Genomic DNA, 18,106 nt, shown 5'->3' with positions numbered 1-18,106 from the left:
TTAGCTATTATGACAAGGTTTTATGCAAATCTTGCAGACTGTTGACTTCGCCTGCATCCAATTCGCCTAAAGCATAACACGCCGCCTTTGCACCGGCCATCGTTGTGTAATAGGCGATGCGATGTTGCAAGGCTTCGCGGCGCATGGTGAAGGAATCCGAAATAGCTTTTGCGCCTTCTGTAGTGTTAATAATGAGCTGAATTTGATCATTCTTAATCATATCCACCGTGTTCGGGCGACCTTCGTTAACTTTGTAAACAATCTCACACGGAATACCCGCGTCTTTAATGTATTTGGCTGTGCCACCGGTAGCGACAATCTGATAGCCCTTACTGACCAGCATTTTAGCCACTTCTGGGGCTTTGTGCTTGTCCGCATCACGAATGCTGATAAGTACTTTACCTGTGGCATTCAAGCTAACGCCTGCCGCGCGTTGCGATTTGGCAAACGCCTCACCAAAAGTTTTGCCCACACCCATGACTTCGCCGGTGGATTTCATCTCAGGGCCTAATAATGGGTCAACACCTGGGAATTTAACAAACGGGAACACCGCCTCTTTAACCGAAAAATAACTCGGAATACGCTCTTCGGTAATGCCTTGCTGTGTTAAGGTTTGCCCTACCATTACCCGTGCCGCAATCTTGGCCAATGCGTAACCGGTGGCTTTGGAGACAAACGGCGCGGTACGCGAAGCCCGTGGATTGACCTCCAGCACATAAATATCTTCACCTTGCACGGCAAACTGGGTATTCATTAAACCTCTAACACCCAAGGCTTCAGCCAAGGCATGGACTTGCTCACGCAGTCTGTCCTGAATAGCAGGTGCTAGTTCATAAGGCGGCAAAGAACAAGCCGAATCGCCTGAATGCACACCGGCTTGCTCGATATGTTCCATCAAGCCGCCAATCAAGGTGTGTTCACCGTCGTAAATCGCATCGACATCCATTTCTACCGCATCATCCAAAAACCGATCCAGCAATACCGGCGAATCATGGGACACAGACACCGCTTCTTTCATGTAGCGGTTAAGGCCTTCTTCGTTAAAGACAATTTCCATCGCACGGCCACCCAATACATAAGACGGGCGCACCACCAGGGGATAGCCCAGCTCTTTGGCGGCATTAATGGCTTGTTCGGTGGAGCGTGCAGTGGCGTTAGGCGGTTGCTTCAGGTTTAAACGTTCCAGCAATTTCTGGAAGCGCTCACGGTCCTCCGCCAAGTCGATGGAATCCGGTGAAGTGCCAATAATCGGCACGCCAGCGGCTTCCAAGGCACGCGCCAGTTTCAGTGGGGTTTGGCCGCCGTATTGCACAATCACGCCTTTGGGTTTTTCCAAATGCACAATTTCCAGCACGTCTTCCAGCGTTAACGATTCAAAATACAAACGATCTGAGGTGTCAAAATCGGTGGACACGGTTTCAGGGTTGCAGTTGACCATGATGGTTTCGTAACCGTCTTCACGCAAAGCCAAAGCCGCGTGGACACAGCAGTAGTCAAACTCGATGCCCTGGCCAATCCGGTTGGGGCCACCGCCAAGTATGATGATTTTTTCCTTGTCGGTAACTCGCGCTTCGCACTCTTCTTCATAGGTTGAGTACAAATACGCAGTATCGGAGGAGAACTCCGCCGCGCACGAATCGATGCGTTTATACACCGGATGCAGATTTTGTTTATGGCGAACATTACGGACTTCGTTTTCTGAGGCACCCAATAATTTCGCAATGCGAATATCGGAAAATCCCTTGCGTTTAAGCTTGTACAACTCACCTTCTTTTAAGGTCGACAAGGTTTTGGTGGATAGGGATTGTTCGGTAATGACCAAATCCTCAACCTGCGCTAAAAACCACGGGTCAATTTTACTGGAGTCGTGAACTTCGCTAAGACTCATGCCGCTACGGAAGGCATCGGCAACATACAGCAAGCGATTGGGGCCAGGATGACGCATTTCGCGGCGCATTTTATCGCCCGCATCCGGTGAGGTTAAATCGGTAATTTCATCCAGGCCGCTGATACCGATTTCCAAACCGCGCAAGGCTTTTTGCAGCGCTTCCTGGAAGGTGCGGCCTATGGCCATCACTTCGCCAACCGATTTCATTTGCGTGGTCAAGCGGTCATCGGCTTGCGGGAATTTTTCAAAGGTGAAGCGCGGTACTTTAACCACCACGTAATCAATCGACGGCTCAAAAGAAGCCGGTGTTGCTCCGCCGGTGATTTCATTTTGCAGCTCGTCCAGTGTGAAACCCACCGCCAATTTTGCCGCCACCTTGGCAATCGGAAAACCGGTAGCTTTAGAGGCCAAAGCCGACGAACGTGATACCCGTGGGTTCATTTCAATGACGATCATGCGGCCATCGACGGGATTAATCGCTACCTGTACGTTGGAGCCGCCGGTATCGACACCAATTTCCCGCAATACGGCAAGCGATACATTACGCAGAATTTGGTATTCTTTGTCGGTTAGCGTTTGTGCGGGGGCAACCGTGATGGAATCGCCGGTATGCACGCCCATTGGGTCAAAGTTTTCAATGGAGCAGACGATGATGCAATTGTTTTTGTGGTCGCGTACCACTTCCATTTCGAATTCTTTCCAGCCCAGCACCGATTCTTCAATCAACAGTTCTTTGGTGGGCGATAAATACAGACCGCGTTCGCAAATTTCGACGAATTCTTCCTTGTTGTAAGCGATACCGCCGCCGCTGCCACCCATAGTGAATGAGGGGCGTATGACAGTGGGATAACCCACTTCCAGTTGTGCGGCGAAGGCTTCTTCCATAGAGTGCGCGGTTTTGGATTTGGCGACTTCAAAACCAATGCGGCGCATGGCCTGGTTGAATTGTTCGCGGTCTTCGGCCATGTGGATGGCTGCTTTGGTGGCGCCGATCATTTCCACGCCGTATTTGGCCAGCACGCCGTGTTTGTCCAAATCCAAGGCGCAATTTAACGCGGTTTGGCCACCCATTGTGGGCAAGATAGCATCGGGGCGTTCTTTGGCGATGATTTTTTCTACAGTTTGCCAATCAATAGGTTCGATATAAATCGCATCGGCCATATCAGGGTCGGTCATGATAGTGGCAGGGTTGGAGTTGACCAGAATGACACGGTAGCCTTCTTCGCGCAGGGCTTTGCAGGCTTGTGTGCCGGAATAGTCAAATTCGCAGGCCTGGCCAATAACAATGGGGCCTGCGCCTAGGAGTAATATCGATTTTATGTCGGTTCTTTTGGGCATGTTCTACCGTTTGTTTTAGTGTGTGTTGGGTTTTGGCGAGAATATCATTACAAAATAGGGTTTATGACCTTTAGATTTTTGATACTTAAGAAATCATCCACATTGCGCGTTACTATTGTCGCGTCGTAAAGCAAGGCAGTCGCGGCAATAATGGCATCACCTAAAGACATTTTTCGTTGCTGACGCAGAATAATCGAGCTATCAATAATAGTGTTATTTATGGCAATCAATTTTATAAACTGGAAGCAGCTTGTGAAATATTGCATGGCTTTATCATCCAAACGATGAAAACCTAATACTTCAAGTTGGGTAATTTTTGAAGCATAGCTTTCTTTATCAAAAATAAGGGGGCGCAAATAAGCATATTGTGTTTGTTGCGAATAAATAAGAATGTTGCTGTCCAATAACTTCATTCGCTGTCAAACGGTAAATATCTATCTTGGCGGCTTTTATTAAATTCTTGCAGTAAGCTATTAAAATCTACTACATCAACACCTTGTTCAATAACGCGGCGGTGGAAATCAAGACTGTCGGGATTAATGTCTTCTTTTTTTAGCATTGTGTAGCTGATACCTAAACGTTGCAACAAAGGCAATAAAAGATTTTCATCCTCGTTATTTTTAAGTTCTAAAGTTATTTGTAACATGTCGCACCTCCGTCAATTCATTGATGCATTAACGATTTACTAATAAGACCGTAGCATCAGCCATCAAATACCACATCCTCATAAATATCAGTCAAACTCAAAACTGCCTGATAGTTTTCACATTCAACTGTGATCGTTTCATGCGCTTCCAGCAGTGCCGATTGCCACTCGTCCTGGCTATTACGGACAAAATATTCAACGTTTTCTCGATTAGCGCTCACCAGTAAGTAATACCGCAAACTGGGTATTTTTTGATAAGCCCAGAGCTTTTCGCGCCGATCCGTTTTGTTTGTGCTGGGGGATAACACCTCAGCAATGAGACAAGGTTGTTGCTTAAAATGTTCCCCATCATCCTGACGATGGCAAGCCAGCATAACATCAGGGTAATAATACGCTTTTTGCCAGGCAATTTTCAGTTTCATGTCACTCATGAAAACACCGCAATGTCCACCGCGAGCTGCCGCCCGTAATTGAAAAAACACATTGCCCGCGATACGGTTATGGTTCTCGCTTGCCCCAGCCATCGCATAAATTTGCCCATCAATATATTCATGACGCACGTTGGCAGTCAGTTCAGCAACTAAATATTCTTGCTCCGATAAATAAGTGATTTTTCGCAAAGTTGTCATGGCAATATCTGATAATACTAATGTTAAGCTGACTTCGCCGCATCCATCTTGGCAATAAACCAATCAAACAAAAACTCCACATCATGCGGGCCAGGGCTGGCTTCAGGATGTCCCTGAAAACTCATGGCGGGGCAGTCGGTGCGTTCTATACCTTGCAAACTGCCATCAAATAACGAACGGTAAGTCGGAATTAGATTATCCGGCAAACTGGCTTCGTTAACTGCAAAGCCGTGGTTTTGGCTGCTGATCATCACTCGGCCAGTAGCCAGCTCTTGCACGGGATGGTTGGCACCGTGATGGCCGAACTTCATTTTTTCGGTTTGTGCGCCACTGGCCAAAGCGAGTAGCTGATGACCCAAGCAAATACCTAACACTGGAGTTTGGGTAGCAAGAATGGTTTTAATGGCTTCAATAGCGTAAGTACACGGCTCAGGATCGCCAGGGCCATTGGACAAGAACACACCGTCCGGCTGCATGGCCAACACCACATCGGCTGGCGTAGTCGCTGGCACTACGGTAATGCGACAACCGCGCTTGACCATCAATCTTAAGATATTACGTTTGATACCAAAATCGTAGGCAACAACATGCTTGGTGAGGTTTACGCCGGGTTGATGGCCTGCTTGTAAATCCCACACACCTTCTGTCCATTCGTAAGACTTGGCAGTGGTAACTTCTTTGGCTAAATCGAGGCCTTTTAAGCCAGAAAAGCCAGCGATAGCTTGTTGTGCGGTTTCGATATCAACAGTTTCGCCAGCAATAATACAACCGCGTTGCGCACCTTTGTCGCGCAATAACCGAGTGAGCTTGCGGGTGTCTATATCGGCAATAGCCACCACATTATGTTTCAGCAAATAATCTTGCAAAGACATTTCATTGCGCCAATTACTGGTCAGCAAGGGTAAATCTCGGATGACTAAGCCACTGACAAACACGCCCGCCGATTCGTCATCTTCGCTGTTGGTGCCGACATTGCCTATGTGCGGATAGGTTAATGTGACGATCTGTTTCGCATAAGACGGATCGCTGAGAATTTCCTGATAGCCGGTCATCGCGGTGTTAAATACCACTTCACCCACTGAGCAACCGTCAGCGCCTATCGATACGCCGTTAAATACTGTGCCATCTTCCAATACCAATAATGCCGACTTGCTCAAACACGCCACCTCAAATGTGCAAAACGGGATGAATCCTGCGACTCATCCCGTCATAAAATGTGTAAACTGGGATACTATACAAAATTATACCATGTTGATCATCAACAATTTTAAGTTTCAGCCTTGGTTTTGTAAACTATTATGGCAGGTAGGCCTTGTTACCAAACTGACGCTCAACGTTAGCCACCTGATTAAGCAGTAGCCGCAAGTTTTGTTTGAGTATAGCAACGTATTCTGTTGGTTTTAGATTGTTATATAACCCCAAATCAACCACAAAAGTTTCTGCATTTTTGTAGCCTAGAAAACCTTTGGATGGGGTCACCAAAAAAACATACAGCGCTCTTAATTGTTGAATTGTTTTGCGGTCATAGCGACTAAAATTTTTGAGATTATGCACTACTTGCGTTGTATTTTTTTCTAATGTAGCACCGCCATTATCTGTGGAATAAAAATGCGCTATACCCGTATTATCTTTTGCTAAAACAACATTAGCACCGCTGTAACGATCCCATTGCTGAAAGATAACATCCAAGGTCATGATGATTGAATACTCGCGTGCCAATTGCAGTAGATTGGCTTTATAACCTGATAGAAGAGTAAGCTTTTGACTGGAACTGGGTTGTGTATTGCCAGCCTGCAAAGCGGCGATGATAGCGTTGTTTTTTCGAGGCAAATTATTTTTTATGTCGGCAATGGCATCGTAAGCCATGTTTGTATCGAGTTTTTTGGCTTTTAAGCAACCTTTCAGTGGCTTGCCGGTTGCAATGTCTTGCAAAACGTGTATTTTGTTTTCAAGACGATTGCCTACAGGAATAACTGTATTTTGCAGTAAAAACTTGAATGCCTGTCTTGCTCGTGCCCCTAATGCATAGCGAACGGCAGGCCGAAAAATATGATCGTAGCCTAAGATAGCCGCTAGATTAAAATAGGCAATTTCAGTGTAAGGATTGCCCGATGCGTTGCTTGACGCGAATGTGCCATAGGCTTTGTAGCCGTCTTTATCGGTAGGATCTGGCTTTCGGACTTTTAAATACACAGATGAACTGCCTGAGAGTTCATTCAGTTTAAATACGGGGTTATCTAGGTCGACACCTCGCCATTTTTTCATCCATTTTGTGGTTTCACTTGCTAACGGTTTCCCTTGACGCTGAAGTCTTTCAAGAATGGGAAATTGTTTGATAGTATCAGCATAAGCATTGTCAGTGACTACACTACCTAAGGTTACTGTAGCAGTTATGCTAAGTATAATGCGGATTTTTATAGAAATCATATTTGTACTAGCCACAACCAAATAATTTGAATGCACTTTATATCTCTTGTATTAACATGGCGACTAACAGACTCAATGACGTATTATCACTTGAGTCAGATCGAGCTTGCTTTGTGTCGCCCACACAAGTAGGCCTAGCAGCATAATGATATAAATTGCTTTTACATACAATACGTATAAATGCTTACAGTGTTTTTATTTTGCATTGATAACAAGTGACGTGTAGATTTGTAATACTTTAGATGAGCAGATTTTGCCAGATTAAGTGCAGTACCTCGCCGAAATAATCTGCTTAAGGAATGAATGTTTTGAACAACTGGGTATTGGTTGGAATCAGTGCATAATCACAAAGTGCCAAAAACGCCGCATCAGATTGACTATCACCGGCGGCAAAAGTGATTAGCTCGGAAAATTGCTGTTTATAACGTGCAATCAAATACGCCACCGCATCCTGTTTATTGATTATTTTGGGTAAAATCGCCAAATTATTGCCGTTTAAATGCCAATACAGACTGCCATCAACAAAATGCTCGTGTGTTTTTATAGCGTGCAATATCGGTAGCAATGCAGCTTCGATGCCGGATTTATGCTTGATAACGCCATACCACGTCATATCAAAGTCATCAACCAATCTGAGTTTAAAGCCTGTATCTGACGCACAAAACGCTGTAACCTGTTGCCAAACGGCCATTAATTTCTCAACGTAAAATGGCAATGCAGCTTGCATTTTAGCCATCCACAGCGCATCTATATTGCGTTGCTTATCTAAAATAACCGCACCGTGATTTAACACCACGTCTTCCTGAAACGGTAAATCAACACGGCCAAAGGCATGAAAATCTCGTGCGGTTACCGCCACCATTTTAAAATCTCTGGCCAACCACTGCCACAACCATTGCTGCTTAGCGGTAGCAAAAGAATTGGGCGTACCGTCTGGTAAAGTAGCGCGTAACTTTAAGTGCGGATAATCGTCCTCGGCGCATTTTTTGAGCGTTTGAAACAGCGTATCGTCAAGGTCTAAAAAAATGTAAGCTTGCATGGGTTGAGTGTGCCGGAAGGTCTATGCGGGCGCTGATAGCGTGCCATTGATCAAGCAGTGTGCGCAAAGCGTGGCACAACGGTGTTTCATGGCACAGGATAATTTCTTGATACGCGCTGGGGTCAAGGTTGTAGATAAAATTAGGGATCTGGTCATCGTAATTATCTTCAAATTGAATGACTGAGGTTATGGCATTGCTGACGTGAATCGGCGAGCGCGTGGTACTTTGCACTTTTACCTTATAGCCGTGCCGTTCCAGTTCGCGGCCAAGCAAGTAAGCAGGCACGTTGCATTCACCCGATCCTAGAATCAAAACCGGACGTATCAAGGTGTCGCTGGTTGTTGCGGGTTTAAAGAAGTTCAGTAAGGCATTAACAATATCACTGTCGAGTGTAATTGGCGCATTTAAGCCTTGTCGTCCTGGCCAACCGAATAACTGTTTTTTACAGCGGCCATTACCCAATACGTTGACCGTTATAGCGGCCAATGCGGGATTATCGTGTTCTTCAAAATGAAAACAGCCTTGCCTGAGAGAAACCCACTGTACCAGCACGCCGGCTTCTGTTTCTAGGGCTTTGCGATCAATCGGGTTGGCAAAATTAACCAGGCTGACAATAAACACTTTGCACAGATTAGGGTTAATGGCTTGGTAAGCTTGAATCAAACGTAAAAAGGTTTTACCGGTGCTGATTTCATCATCAATTAATACCAGGGTTTGCGCATGATAAAACTGCTGCTGGCGTTCTTCTGTATCGGGATAATATAGGAAGAAATCGGTGGCATGGCTGTGGGCTTCTGTAAATTCCAAACGTTTCACACCGTCGATATGGTAGCGGGTGGTTTGTATAAACAAGCTGTTGCGCACGCCTTCACGATAAGCGGCGGCAAAGACACCGTAGCCCAAACCAGTAGCGGTTTCTGCCATGCCTAGCCAGAGAGATTCGCCAATGAGACTGTGTTTAAGCAAGGCACGCGCTAAGGCACGGTAAGACCAACTCATCATGCGCGGTGCTACTGGATGGTGTTTACCCAAGATTTTGCTGACCAACAAAAATTTTCGTTTACTACTGATCCGTGCCGCAAAACCCAATAAACGGCTGAGCGGAATACGTCCTGGTTCAGTAGTGATATGTAAAAAACCGGTGTCTAAATTGATAGTGAGTGTGGGTGACATGTAGGGATTAGTGTAGGCGGCGAATGGGTTGTTTACACAGTAAAAAAGCAGCGGCCAAAATTATCAGGCTAACCAGCCATTCAACCAGTTGCAGATTGGTAATAGTAAACACAAATGCCCGTCCGAAACGCTGGATAAACTCAGGGTGTTCAGCGACAAAATCTCTGCCCACCATAAAAGAACGAATTTCGCCAAACAGTAAGCCCACCACCATCGCCAGTAAACCGTAGCCGATAATTTTATGATGCACCACGATACGTTGATTGCCCAGGAGAACGTCAAGCGCAAGGGTTTTTTCTGGTAAAGGCTTATTGGCTAAATAGTGCAGAATCATTAAACCCAGTAAGCCTAGCACAGGAAGCGCTGTTAAGCTAAAGGGGAAGCTGATATAGCGGCCATCGGTGGCTAAGTCGAAGGTTCTGTTCAGGGCTAAGATCACCAAAAACAGATACAGGCCGTATAACCATAGCCCTGTTTTAGGGTTGGTTTGTTTAGTAAGTATATGGCTGGCACGCTGCATTAATAACACCACCAGCGCCACATTTAAACTGACAGCGGCAAACGATTGCCAATACTGTGTATTGTTATAGCTGGTATACCAAAGATGGCAGGCCAAACTTACCAGCACCAGTAATAATAGGTGTGAGAACAGTAAAAACACCGCGTGCTGTGAGATACTCAGTGCGTGTAATTTTTTACGATAGCATAGCGTCACCGCCAGTAACAGCGCACAGGTATAGCCAAATTGCGTTAACCAATTGACATTCTCGTAGACTTTACCCGTGAGCGGAAACACGTCATGCTTGCGATCTGCGGTAAAAATGCCCCAGTTTGCACCGATCACGCCTTCTAACGCATCTTTCCAGGGTTGGTTAAAGGCTTCGACAATGTTGTAATCAAACTTATTTTCGGTAGCCACTTTAAGCAAGCCTCTAATAAACTCGGCTTCGTTGCTAACGCTAGGCACGGCCCAGCCACGTTGTCGTCCTGCACTTGGCCAGCCGGATTCCCCAATCAAGATTGGCTTGCCTGGGGCAATGCTTTCGGCTTCTTTACGAACAATATTATAAATTTTAGCGATATGTGCCGGCGCTTGGCTAACGGGAATCGGCTCGTCTTCCCAGTATGGCAAGATATGGATAGTGATAAAGTCTACTTCTTTAATTAACTGGGGATTTTTCATGTACATCGACCAAACATCGGCGTAAGACACCGGCTGTTTAATGGCGGCTTTCACTTCGCGGATATAGCCAATCAGCTCTTCCGGCTCCATCTCACCGCGCAATAACACTTCGTTACCCACAATCACCCGTTTAACAACATCGGGGTAAGTATTGGCCGCGTGAATTAATTCTGCAATTTCGGTTCGAATGTCTTTTTTAACAAAGCCTATCCACGCACCTTGAATCATTTCCAAACCGTGTTTTTGCGCCAAAGACGGAATGGTATTCATCACCCGCGCACTGGAATAAGTGCGCACAATATGGGTTTTTTGCGCTAATAAACGCAAATCTTCGTCAATTTGCTCAGCGCTGGGGAATTTTTCTTCTAAAGGACTTTGCCCTGTACGAAACGGTGCAAACGACAAGCTGTTAAGCTTGCCTTGTGGCACGTCTTGGCCTACATTCTGAGGTAAGTTGATTAACCAAGCAAACAGCCCGTTAACTAACATCACTAGACTAACAATTACAAATATTCTCATAGCGGATTATCTACTCCACGACATTGGCTGGGGGAGGCGGTTTATTACAAACAGCATTAGCATGGGAGCATTGTAGGGCATCCAGTGCTAACTGGCCTAACTCCGTGTGGTGTAAAATCTTCTTGAACTGAGCAGTGATATGTTTTGGTCCTTGTGTAAAAACGTATACCGGTGTGCTGGTGTGGCTGCCGGTTGCCCACACTGCACTTTGCTTTGTGGCGACGGCTTGTGCCAGCAAGTTTTCACGATTATCCATATCGCCTATAAAAAATGCTGCGTTAACAGGCATTATAGGGGTGTTTTTGGCTATTTTAGATTGGTCAGAATGATAATTAGGCTTAATTTTGGTTTTTAATATGTTAGTCGCATCTGTTTCGGTAATAGCAAATGATGTGTCATGATTTACTTTTTTAACCAGTGTTTTAGCGGTCTGCTGGTTTTTGGGTAAAGCCGTAAACTCGGCAAAAATATCATGATAACTGCGTTGTTGTGCGTACAGTTTGTCTAATATCATCGGATCACCAAAATTAAACTTAGGTTGAAATAGCGTGCCACCGGCAAAGGCACTGCCCGATAAATGACGACCTTTGGGTGGATTAGCATTGGAATAGCTGAAACCAAAGCCACCGGTTTCATGGTCAGCAGTGACAATAATTAAAGTATCATTGCGCTTGGCTGCCCAATCCAAAACTGTATTGAGCATGTCATTAAAACGTAACATTTCGTGTAATAACAAACCGGTGTCATTATGGTGGCACGCCCAATCAATTTGTCCTGCTTCTACCATCAGGAAAAATCCTTTTGGATTAAAATCCAGAATTTCCAACGCTTTTTGCGTCATTTCTGTTAGCGTGGGTTCGGTGTGTTGGGCAGTGTTTTTATTGTGCGCTTCAATAATACCATTTGCCATACTGGAATCTGCAAATAAGCCCAACGTTTTACCGCGTGCTTGTTGCATTTGCGTGCTGTTAAACGCCAGCGTATAGTTTTTTTGTTGTGCTACAGTCAGCAAATTTTTATTGTCTTTACGCTCAGATGTTACTGGAAAACTGTGTTTTATTAATTGTGATAATTGCGCATGCAGTGCTGAGTGTTTATCGTTGGCGTGCTGGGGTATCCAATTATTAAAACCACCCGAGAACATCACATCTGGTTCTGCGGCTAATAAATCGTCGGCAATGTCATTTTCTTGGCTACGATGGGTTTGGTGTGCAGCAAAGGCCGCCGGTGTCGCATGGGTAATTCGCGTGTCAGAAACCAATCCTGTCGCTTTACCCAGACGTTTGGCGTGTTCGATAATATTGGTTTGTGGATTACCGTCTTTGTCTAGCCCGAGCATTTCTGAACCGGCAAATTTTCCCGTGGCTATTTGGCTGGCTGATGCAGCAGAATCCACTACTAAGGCATTATCGGGATAGCTTAAAGAAATGCCCAATTGACCGTTATTAAGCACGCGATCCAGTGCCGTGCGGCGATTTTTAATAACAGAGTTGGGCGCTTGTCTTGCATAGGATAATAATAGGCCGATCTGCTGTGGCCCCATACCATCGCCAATAATCAGAATGACATTTTTTAGTGGTGGTTCGACGCTTAGGCGCGGTGTTAAATCGGCACAACTTGATGCTGTAAGGCTTAAAAAACAACTGAGCCAGCGGATGTATTTTAATGTTGGCATTGAGTTTGTTCTCTAAACTGAGTTAAGCGCCTGCTAAGTACAACAATAATACGAAGTAGCTGTATTTTAATGGATATTGATGTCTTTTGCCAATGAGCTGGCGTTTTATTAATTATTGGATTCAGCAGAAAATTATGTCGTATCGTGTTCAATATTCTGTGCAGCATACTGCCACGATCTATACTGATAGAGAGTTGATTGCTATTAAAAACGCGCTCCAAACAGATGAGAGAAAATCAAATGTCACTTTGTTAGCCGCGCTTTTTATAACGGATGTCAACTACGAAAAACTTTTATTAGCAGGGTTTTTATTATGGACAGATATGAGATTAAAACAAACGATAATACGGGCAGTTATTTATATGGATTTATGCGCTTTAGTGTCTTGGTGGGTGTCGTGCTGTTGTTTTCAGGCTGCGCCAGTTCGCCAGACATAAAACCTGGTGTTATTGGGTCTGTCAAAAATAAAGCAGCTATTGTTGATTACGCATTAAGCTTAGAAGACACGCCTTATCGCTACGGAAAATCTTCGCCAGAAGAGGGTTTTGATTGCAGCGGTTTTGTTCAGCATGTTTATAAACAATATGGCAAATCGTTACCGCGTAGAGCGCAGGATATGGCGCACGTATTGCCAGCGATTACAAAAGCCGAGCTGATGCCTGGCGACTTGGTGTTTTTTAATACCAATGGTAGAGCCTATTCTCATGTGGGTATTTATATTGAGGATGATGAGTTTATTCATGCGCCCAGTCAGCGTACCGGTAGGGTGTTGGTATCCGATCTTAATAATCAATATTGGCGTAAACATTTTACAGGGGCACGGCGGCCTTAAGTGTAGGTTTTACTGTGTTGATTATTCAATTCGTTGATTTGAAAAATCAATGTAAAAGATGTTTTTAAATTTTCCTACGTGCTTGGTAAGTGTTTTTTTAAAGGCGAATAAAGACATACAAAAAAAGGTTATCTAAGCCTATTTCCTGCGATAACGTGGTTTTATTTAAAATTGAATTACAATAACGCTGTAAACACATTATTTGTGTCGTTAACGGTGTCGTTAATAACCGCTATCGATCCACCTTAAGTAGACCCTACGTTATGGCATCTTCCAACACACTCAGTCCCACACAATTTTTACAGCAGCAATTACAAGAAATTGTGACGCTGCTTGAAAAGCAGCAGCTAGAAAAATCATTAGTAGAGCGTGGGCCTATCATTAATCATGATTTGGTCGAGGCTGTGCTTAATAAACAACAACAAAATCGCTTACAAGAAAAATTCGATCTCTTGCATCCTGCTGATATTGCTTATATTTTAGAGTCTCTGCCGTTAGATCAGCGCCAGATTGCCTGGGATGCCATAAAAATAGACGATGACGGCCATGTTTTACTGGAAGTGTCTGATGCGGTAAGGCAGACGTTAATATCCAGCATGGAGGCGGAAGAAATTGTTAATGCCGCTGGTAAATTAAATACCGATGAAATTGCTGATTTAGCCGCTGACTTACCTAAGCGAGCCATGTTGAAAATTCTGCGTTCTTTAAATAATAAAGAACGTAAGCACTTAAACGATATTTTATCTTACCAAGAAAATCAGGTTGGTTCACGCATGGATTTGGGCATGATTGTTATACAAGATGACCTGAATTTAAAAGCTGTTGCCGCTTACATTCGTAAACTGGGTAAGCTGCCTAAGCATACAGATAAATTTTTTGTTGTTGATCAGCACGGTATTGTAAAAGGTATTTTACCCATACACCGATTATTGACGCATTTGCCGGTGCAGTCGGTGGCCGATGTGATGATCAGCGATTTTGTACATTTTCAGGCTGGGCAAGAAATCGCCGAGGCTTCACGGGCTTTTGAGCGCTACGATCTTATTTCAGCGCCAGTTGTTGATAGCGACGGTCGTTTGCAAGGTCGTTTATGTGTAGACAGTATTGTCGATTTCATCCGTGATAAAACTGACGAAGACATGCTTGCCAAAGTAGGGGTGTCCGAAGAAGAGGACTTGTTCTCCAGTGTTTGGAAAAGCGCTAAAAATCGTTGGGGTTGGCTGCTGATTAATATTGCCACGGCATTTGTTTCCACGCGTATTATTGGATTGTTTGAAGATGTGATTTTACAATTGGTCGCGCTGGCTTCGTTGATGCCAATTATCGCCGCAACGGGGGGTAATACAGGTAATCAAACCAGTATTTTGATTATACGATCGCTGGCATTAGGCCAAATAACACCGGTTAATAAACGCCGGTTGATTAAAAAAGAACTGACATTGGCTGCGCTAAACGGCACATTGATTGGATTTTTAGTGGGTTTTTTAGTGTGGTTGTTGTATCGAGATTTGGCGCTGGCGGCGGTGATGGCAATGGCCATGTTTATTAACTTAATCGTTGCGGTTTCGGTGGGTTTAGCTATCCCGTTATTGCGCTATAAGTTTGGTAAAGATCCGGCTATTGGTACCAGTGTTATGTTAACGTCAATTACCGATTCTATGGGTTTTTTTATTTTCTTAGGTTTAGCGAGTTTATTTTTAATTCACCGTGTTTAATGTGTCGTAGCGAATACGTTGTAATTACGCTAGAATCTAAAGCAATACACGCAGTGTTTTAGATGGCAAGTCCTCATGACTCAACGGAATTAAAATAAAATTATGCACTCCGGCTTCTTTAACCAGCTCTTACTTATTAGCCAATTTGAACTGAAAAGGTTTTTTGCAACCCGCAAAGGCCTGCTGTCTTTGCTAACCTTTGCCGTTGTTTGGTATGTTATCTTGCGGTATCCGTTGCGTTTTGCTGCCGATATGCTCATAAAAGGTCAAGGGTTTATTGAGGGCTCTAGTTTTTTTGATTTTATTGGCCTGAGTTCTTTACACCACTGGGCTATCCCAGAATTTGCAGTTTATTGGCATTTTGCCTTGTTTATCTTTCCTATGTTAAGCATTAACCTGGCCGCCGATCAAAGCTGTTCCGATCGAGAACGCGGTACATTGCGTTTTATCGCTTTACGCAGTAGTCGTGACAGTATTTTCTTTGGACGATTTTTGGGTGTTATGCTGATACAGATGCTATTAATTAGCATGACGGCATTAGCAACGCTGGCTTTGGTAGTTTACCGTGACGCTACACTTTTTTCTGCCGCATTAGCTAATCTGTTAGCCATTGTTGTTAATGTTGCTTTGGCGATTTTACCTTTCACCGCCATGATGGCGGTATTGTCTGCCAAAGTTAAATCGGTGCGCCAAGCAACGTTGTGGGCTATTTTAATTTGGACGTTTCTTGCGGCTATTATCAGTGGCTTGGCGCATTATTTGCCGGTACTGGACTTTTTTAAATGTTTGATTCCAGGCTATCAAATAGCCGATTTAACCAAGTTGTCGGAGTGGAAAACTTTGCAATTGGCTTATATTCCTATTTTGCAAGCCTTGGTTTTATTGGGCTTAGGTCGTTGGTTAATGGTAAGGCAAACATTATGAAAACAGCGATTATTCAATGCCGACAATTAAGCCATGTTTATTCGGGCAAACTTGCACTTAGCAATCTCAATTTTGAGTTAGAGGCGGGCGAACCTATCGGTTTAGTTGGTCCAAACGGTGCGGGTAAAACCACGTTGTTGAGTATTCTATGCGGCTTTTTACGGCCAACATCAGGTAAAGTTAGCTTGTTTGGCTACTCGCCTGGCGCAACGCAGTTGATTGGTAAGGTGTCTGCTTTGCCGCAAGATGCGCGATTAGATCCAAGCTTTACTCTTATAGAACAATTGGTTTTTTATGCGCGTTTACAAGGATTAACTCGGCAGCAAGCAATCTCAGAAGCCAATCGTGTACTGGAGGCGGTAACGCTCAGTGATATAGCACACAAAAAGCCGCAAGTGCTTAGTCACGGTATGGGTAAACGGGTGGCAATTGCCCAAGCTTTAATAGGCAAGCCGGCATTGGTATTGCTGGATGAGCCTACCGCTGGCTTAGATCCCGTTAATGTCCGTACTGTACGTTCAATTATTGCCGAACAATCAACAGAGACAACTTTTGTTATCAGTTCTCATGATTTAACTGAGCTGGATCGCTTGTGTCAGCGGGTTTTATTATTGGAAAAAGGGATTTTGCAGCCAGAATATGCCACGATAAACGAGCAGCAAGCCAACATCCGTTTTATAACGTTGCAAATGGAAGCGTGTCCGGCAACAGAACTTATGGCTAAACTTCAGCTTTTAAACGGTGTTGAGCAAATTACTAACCCACAAAAAAACGAATTTATTATTACCTATAATTCAGACCTAGAAGCCAATATGGATATGCAGCTAATGCAGTGTATCAGTGCTAATCAGTGGCGTTATCGGCAGTTGAGTCATGGTAAATCATTAGAAGAGAAGTTGTTTTTTAGAGAGTAGTATCAATTGTGTCGCTATTAATTTTACAAATCATTATTAAGCAATGGGACAAAAGCCAAAGAAGTCCAGCCGATGTTATGCAACGTTCTGCTATTGGCCATCAACACGCTGTATATTTTCCGCCCGCGCTATTTGTTTTAGATAAACGCTGTGTTATTGATCAGCACGGTGATGACCGACAAGGCAATCGAGTGAAGCCTCCTGTGGTGAGCAATGAGCTACTGATTTTCGACCGTTTTTATATAAATACAGTAGATCAAAGTCTTGCTTATTGGGCTAGTAAAGTAGACAGCCTGCCTCACATGGTTGGCTCACTCAACAATCAATGGTTACAGTGCCAATATAACTGTCGGTATAGCGTGTTTCAATCTGGGCTGTATTATTGGCTGTATGAAGACGTTATTGTAAACGTGGCCTGGCTAAAGCATTTTGATGCGGATGTGTTTTTAAAATCAGCACCTGCGCTGGTCTACCGCGATATAAGCGATTGCGATACGCAAAGAAAAGCATGATAGCCAACACCGCTGAATTAAATACTATAGAAACGCTGACGCTAAGCCATTACAATCAAAATGCCGATGCGTTTTGGCAAGGCACTAAAGACCACGATGTCAGTCAAAATTACGCCGCTTTCTTAGCGCCGTTGCCAAACAATAAGCAACTGGATATTTTAGATTTTGGCTGCGGGCCTGGTCGAGATGTGGCGTATTTTAAAACACGGGGACATCGTCCTGTGGGTCTTGATGGTAGCGAAGTATTTTGTACAATGGCGCGTGTCTACACGGGCTGCCCCATTCTGCATCAAACCTTTCTGAGCCTCAGCTTAGCACAGCACGCTTTTGACGGTGTGTTTGCCAACGCGTCGTTATTTCATGTGCCCAGTACAGAACTACCACGGGTGCTTTTAGACTTGCATACAGCCTTAAGGCCAGAGGGCATATTGTTTATATCTAATCCGCGCGGTAATGGCGAAGGTTGGTCTGGACAGCGTTACGGGCATTATCTGCAATTAGAGACCAGTAGATTATTTTTGCAAACCGCAGGCTTCACTGTGTTGAACCATTATTATCGACCTGCCGGTAAACCGCTAGCAGAACAACCGTGGCTGGCCATCGTAGCAAGAAAATCATCCGCATTAACGGGGTGTGATTAAAAGTGCGGGGAATCTCATGCAGCTGCTGCGATTGGCAAATTACGCCAATA

General features: G+C 44.4%; 16 protein-coding genes. 6 read left to right on the top strand and 10 right to left on the bottom strand.

What is annotated here, in order from left to right; all coding sequences use genetic code 11:
* Positions 1-7 precede the first annotated feature (7 nt).
* The 10 genes from carB to CRENPOLYSF2_RS13295 form a co-directional block, all read right to left on the bottom strand.
* Positions 8-3,226: a carbamoyl-phosphate synthase large subunit gene (gene carB / locus CRENPOLYSF2_RS13340; protein ID WP_087144442.1), complete on the bottom strand. Its 3,219-nt coding sequence runs from the start codon at positions 3,224-3,226 to the stop codon at positions 8-10.
* A 47-nt stretch (positions 3,227-3,273) separates the two neighbouring features.
* Positions 3,274-3,639: a type II toxin-antitoxin system VapC family toxin gene (locus CRENPOLYSF2_RS13335; RefSeq protein ID WP_087144441.1), complete on the bottom strand. Its 366-nt coding sequence runs from the start codon at positions 3,637-3,639 to the stop codon at positions 3,274-3,276.
* On the bottom strand, positions 3,636-3,872 hold the full coding sequence (locus CRENPOLYSF2_RS13330; protein WP_087144440.1) for a hypothetical protein: 237 nt from the start codon (positions 3,870-3,872) through the stop codon (positions 3,636-3,638). Before CRENPOLYSF2_RS13330 ends, CRENPOLYSF2_RS13335 begins: the two co-directional genes overlap by 4 nt.
* Before the next feature lie 56 nt (positions 3,873-3,928).
* Positions 3,929-4,501 (bottom strand): Uma2 family endonuclease, encoded by a 573-nt coding sequence (locus CRENPOLYSF2_RS13325; RefSeq protein ID WP_087144439.1) that lies wholly within the window; start codon positions 4,499-4,501, stop codon positions 3,929-3,931.
* 23 nt (positions 4,502-4,524) lie between these two features.
* The gene (gene carA, locus CRENPOLYSF2_RS13320) at positions 4,525-5,658 is read right to left on the bottom strand and encodes a glutamine-hydrolyzing carbamoyl-phosphate synthase small subunit (RefSeq protein ID WP_087144495.1); all 1,134 of its coding nucleotides are present in this window, start codon (positions 5,656-5,658) and stop codon (positions 4,525-4,527) included.
* Between the two features lie 139 nt (positions 5,659-5,797).
* Complete coding sequence (locus tag CRENPOLYSF2_RS13315) at positions 5,798-6,928, bottom strand: hypothetical protein (protein ID WP_087144438.1); 1,131 nt, start codon at positions 6,926-6,928, stop codon at positions 5,798-5,800.
* Between the two features lie 292 nt (positions 6,929-7,220).
* On the bottom strand, positions 7,221-7,967 hold the full coding sequence (locus tag CRENPOLYSF2_RS13310) for an HAD family hydrolase (RefSeq protein WP_087144437.1): 747 nt from the start codon (positions 7,965-7,967) through the stop codon (positions 7,221-7,223).
* Positions 7,939-9,141, bottom strand: coding sequence for a phosphoribosyltransferase domain-containing protein (locus CRENPOLYSF2_RS13305; RefSeq protein ID WP_087144436.1), 1,203 nt, complete (start codon positions 9,139-9,141; stop codon positions 7,939-7,941). Before CRENPOLYSF2_RS13305 ends, CRENPOLYSF2_RS13310 begins: the two co-directional genes overlap by 29 nt.
* Positions 9,142-9,148: 7 nt before the next feature.
* On the bottom strand, positions 9,149-10,843 hold the full coding sequence (locus CRENPOLYSF2_RS13300; RefSeq protein ID WP_087144435.1) for a glycoside hydrolase family 17 protein: 1,695 nt from the start codon (positions 10,841-10,843) through the stop codon (positions 9,149-9,151).
* Between the two features lie 10 nt (positions 10,844-10,853).
* Positions 10,854-12,518, bottom strand: coding sequence for an alkaline phosphatase (locus CRENPOLYSF2_RS13295; protein ID WP_087144434.1), 1,665 nt, complete (start codon positions 12,516-12,518; stop codon positions 10,854-10,856).
* A 313-nt stretch (positions 12,519-12,831) separates the two neighbouring features.
* On the opposite strand from CRENPOLYSF2_RS13295, the gene CRENPOLYSF2_RS13290 reads away from it, so the two are divergent.
* The 6 genes from CRENPOLYSF2_RS13290 to CRENPOLYSF2_RS13265 all read left to right on the top strand — a co-directional run bounded on the left by CRENPOLYSF2_RS13290 (position 12,832) and on the right by CRENPOLYSF2_RS13265 (position 18,056).
* Positions 12,832-13,350, top strand: coding sequence for a C40 family peptidase (locus tag CRENPOLYSF2_RS13290; protein WP_245807996.1), 519 nt, complete (start codon positions 12,832-12,834; stop codon positions 13,348-13,350).
* A 263-nt stretch (positions 13,351-13,613) separates the two neighbouring features.
* On the top strand, positions 13,614-15,065 hold the full coding sequence (mgtE, locus tag CRENPOLYSF2_RS13285; RefSeq protein ID WP_087144433.1) for a magnesium transporter: 1,452 nt from the start codon (positions 13,614-13,616) through the stop codon (positions 15,063-15,065).
* Positions 15,066-15,167: 102 nt separating this feature from the next.
* Entirely contained in the window at positions 15,168-15,989 is an 822-nt protein-coding gene (locus CRENPOLYSF2_RS13280; protein ID WP_087144432.1) for an ABC transporter permease subunit, read from the top strand.
* The gene (locus CRENPOLYSF2_RS13275) at positions 15,986-16,903 is read left to right on the top strand and encodes an ABC transporter ATP-binding protein (protein ID WP_087144431.1); all 918 of its coding nucleotides are present in this window, start codon (positions 15,986-15,988) and stop codon (positions 16,901-16,903) included. Before CRENPOLYSF2_RS13280 ends, CRENPOLYSF2_RS13275 begins: the two co-directional genes overlap by 4 nt.
* Positions 16,904-16,911: 8 nt before the next feature.
* Complete coding sequence (locus CRENPOLYSF2_RS13270) at positions 16,912-17,415, top strand: hypothetical protein (protein WP_087144430.1); 504 nt, start codon at positions 16,912-16,914, stop codon at positions 17,413-17,415.
* Positions 17,412-18,056 (top strand): class I SAM-dependent DNA methyltransferase, encoded by a 645-nt coding sequence (locus CRENPOLYSF2_RS13265; protein ID WP_087144429.1) that lies wholly within the window; start codon positions 17,412-17,414, stop codon positions 18,054-18,056. The genes CRENPOLYSF2_RS13270 and CRENPOLYSF2_RS13265 overlap by 4 nt, the downstream gene beginning before the upstream one ends.
* The last annotated feature ends 50 nt before the right edge of the window (positions 18,057-18,106 follow it).

The sequence above is a fragment of the Crenothrix polyspora genome, assembly GCF_900163755.1.
Taxonomy (GTDB): domain Bacteria; phylum Pseudomonadota; class Gammaproteobacteria; order Methylococcales; family Methylomonadaceae; genus Crenothrix; species Crenothrix polyspora.
The sequence above is the reverse complement of the archived record's forward strand: the minus strand, read 5'-3'. Positions and strand labels throughout refer to the sequence as shown.

Coding starts and splice junctions, on each gene's coding strand:
- CRENPOLYSF2_RS13290 (WP_245807996.1), top strand. CDS start 12,832: ATGGACAGATATGAGATTAAAACAAACGATAATACGGGCAGTTATTTA.
- CRENPOLYSF2_RS13295 (WP_087144434.1), bottom strand. CDS start 12,518: ATGCCAACATTAAAATACATCCGCTGGCTCAGTTGTTTTTTAAGCCTT.
- mgtE (WP_087144433.1), top strand. CDS start 13,614: ATGGCATCTTCCAACACACTCAGTCCCACACAATTTTTACAGCAGCAA.
- CRENPOLYSF2_RS13315 (WP_087144438.1), bottom strand. CDS start 6,928: ATGATTTCTATAAAAATCCGCATTATACTTAGCATAACTGCTACAGTA.
- CRENPOLYSF2_RS13300 (WP_087144435.1), bottom strand. CDS start 10,843: ATGAGAATATTTGTAATTGTTAGTCTAGTGATGTTAGTTAACGGGCTG.
- CRENPOLYSF2_RS13280 (WP_087144432.1), top strand. CDS start 15,168: ATGCACTCCGGCTTCTTTAACCAGCTCTTACTTATTAGCCAATTTGAA.
- CRENPOLYSF2_RS13275 (WP_087144431.1), top strand. CDS start 15,986: ATGAAAACAGCGATTATTCAATGCCGACAATTAAGCCATGTTTATTCG.
- CRENPOLYSF2_RS13305 (WP_087144436.1), bottom strand. CDS start 9,141: ATGTCACCCACACTCACTATCAATTTAGACACCGGTTTTTTACATATC.
- CRENPOLYSF2_RS13310 (WP_087144437.1), bottom strand. CDS start 7,967: ATGCAAGCTTACATTTTTTTAGACCTTGACGATACGCTGTTTCAAACG.
- CRENPOLYSF2_RS13325 (WP_087144439.1), bottom strand. CDS start 4,501: ATGACAACTTTGCGAAAAATCACTTATTTATCGGAGCAAGAATATTTA.
- CRENPOLYSF2_RS13265 (WP_087144429.1), top strand. CDS start 17,412: ATGATAGCCAACACCGCTGAATTAAATACTATAGAAACGCTGACGCTA.
- CRENPOLYSF2_RS13330 (WP_087144440.1), bottom strand. CDS start 3,872: ATGTTACAAATAACTTTAGAACTTAAAAATAACGAGGATGAAAATCTT.
- CRENPOLYSF2_RS13335 (WP_087144441.1), bottom strand. CDS start 3,639: ATGAAGTTATTGGACAGCAACATTCTTATTTATTCGCAACAAACACAA.
- carB (WP_087144442.1), bottom strand. CDS start 3,226: ATGCCCAAAAGAACCGACATAAAATCGATATTACTCCTAGGCGCAGGC.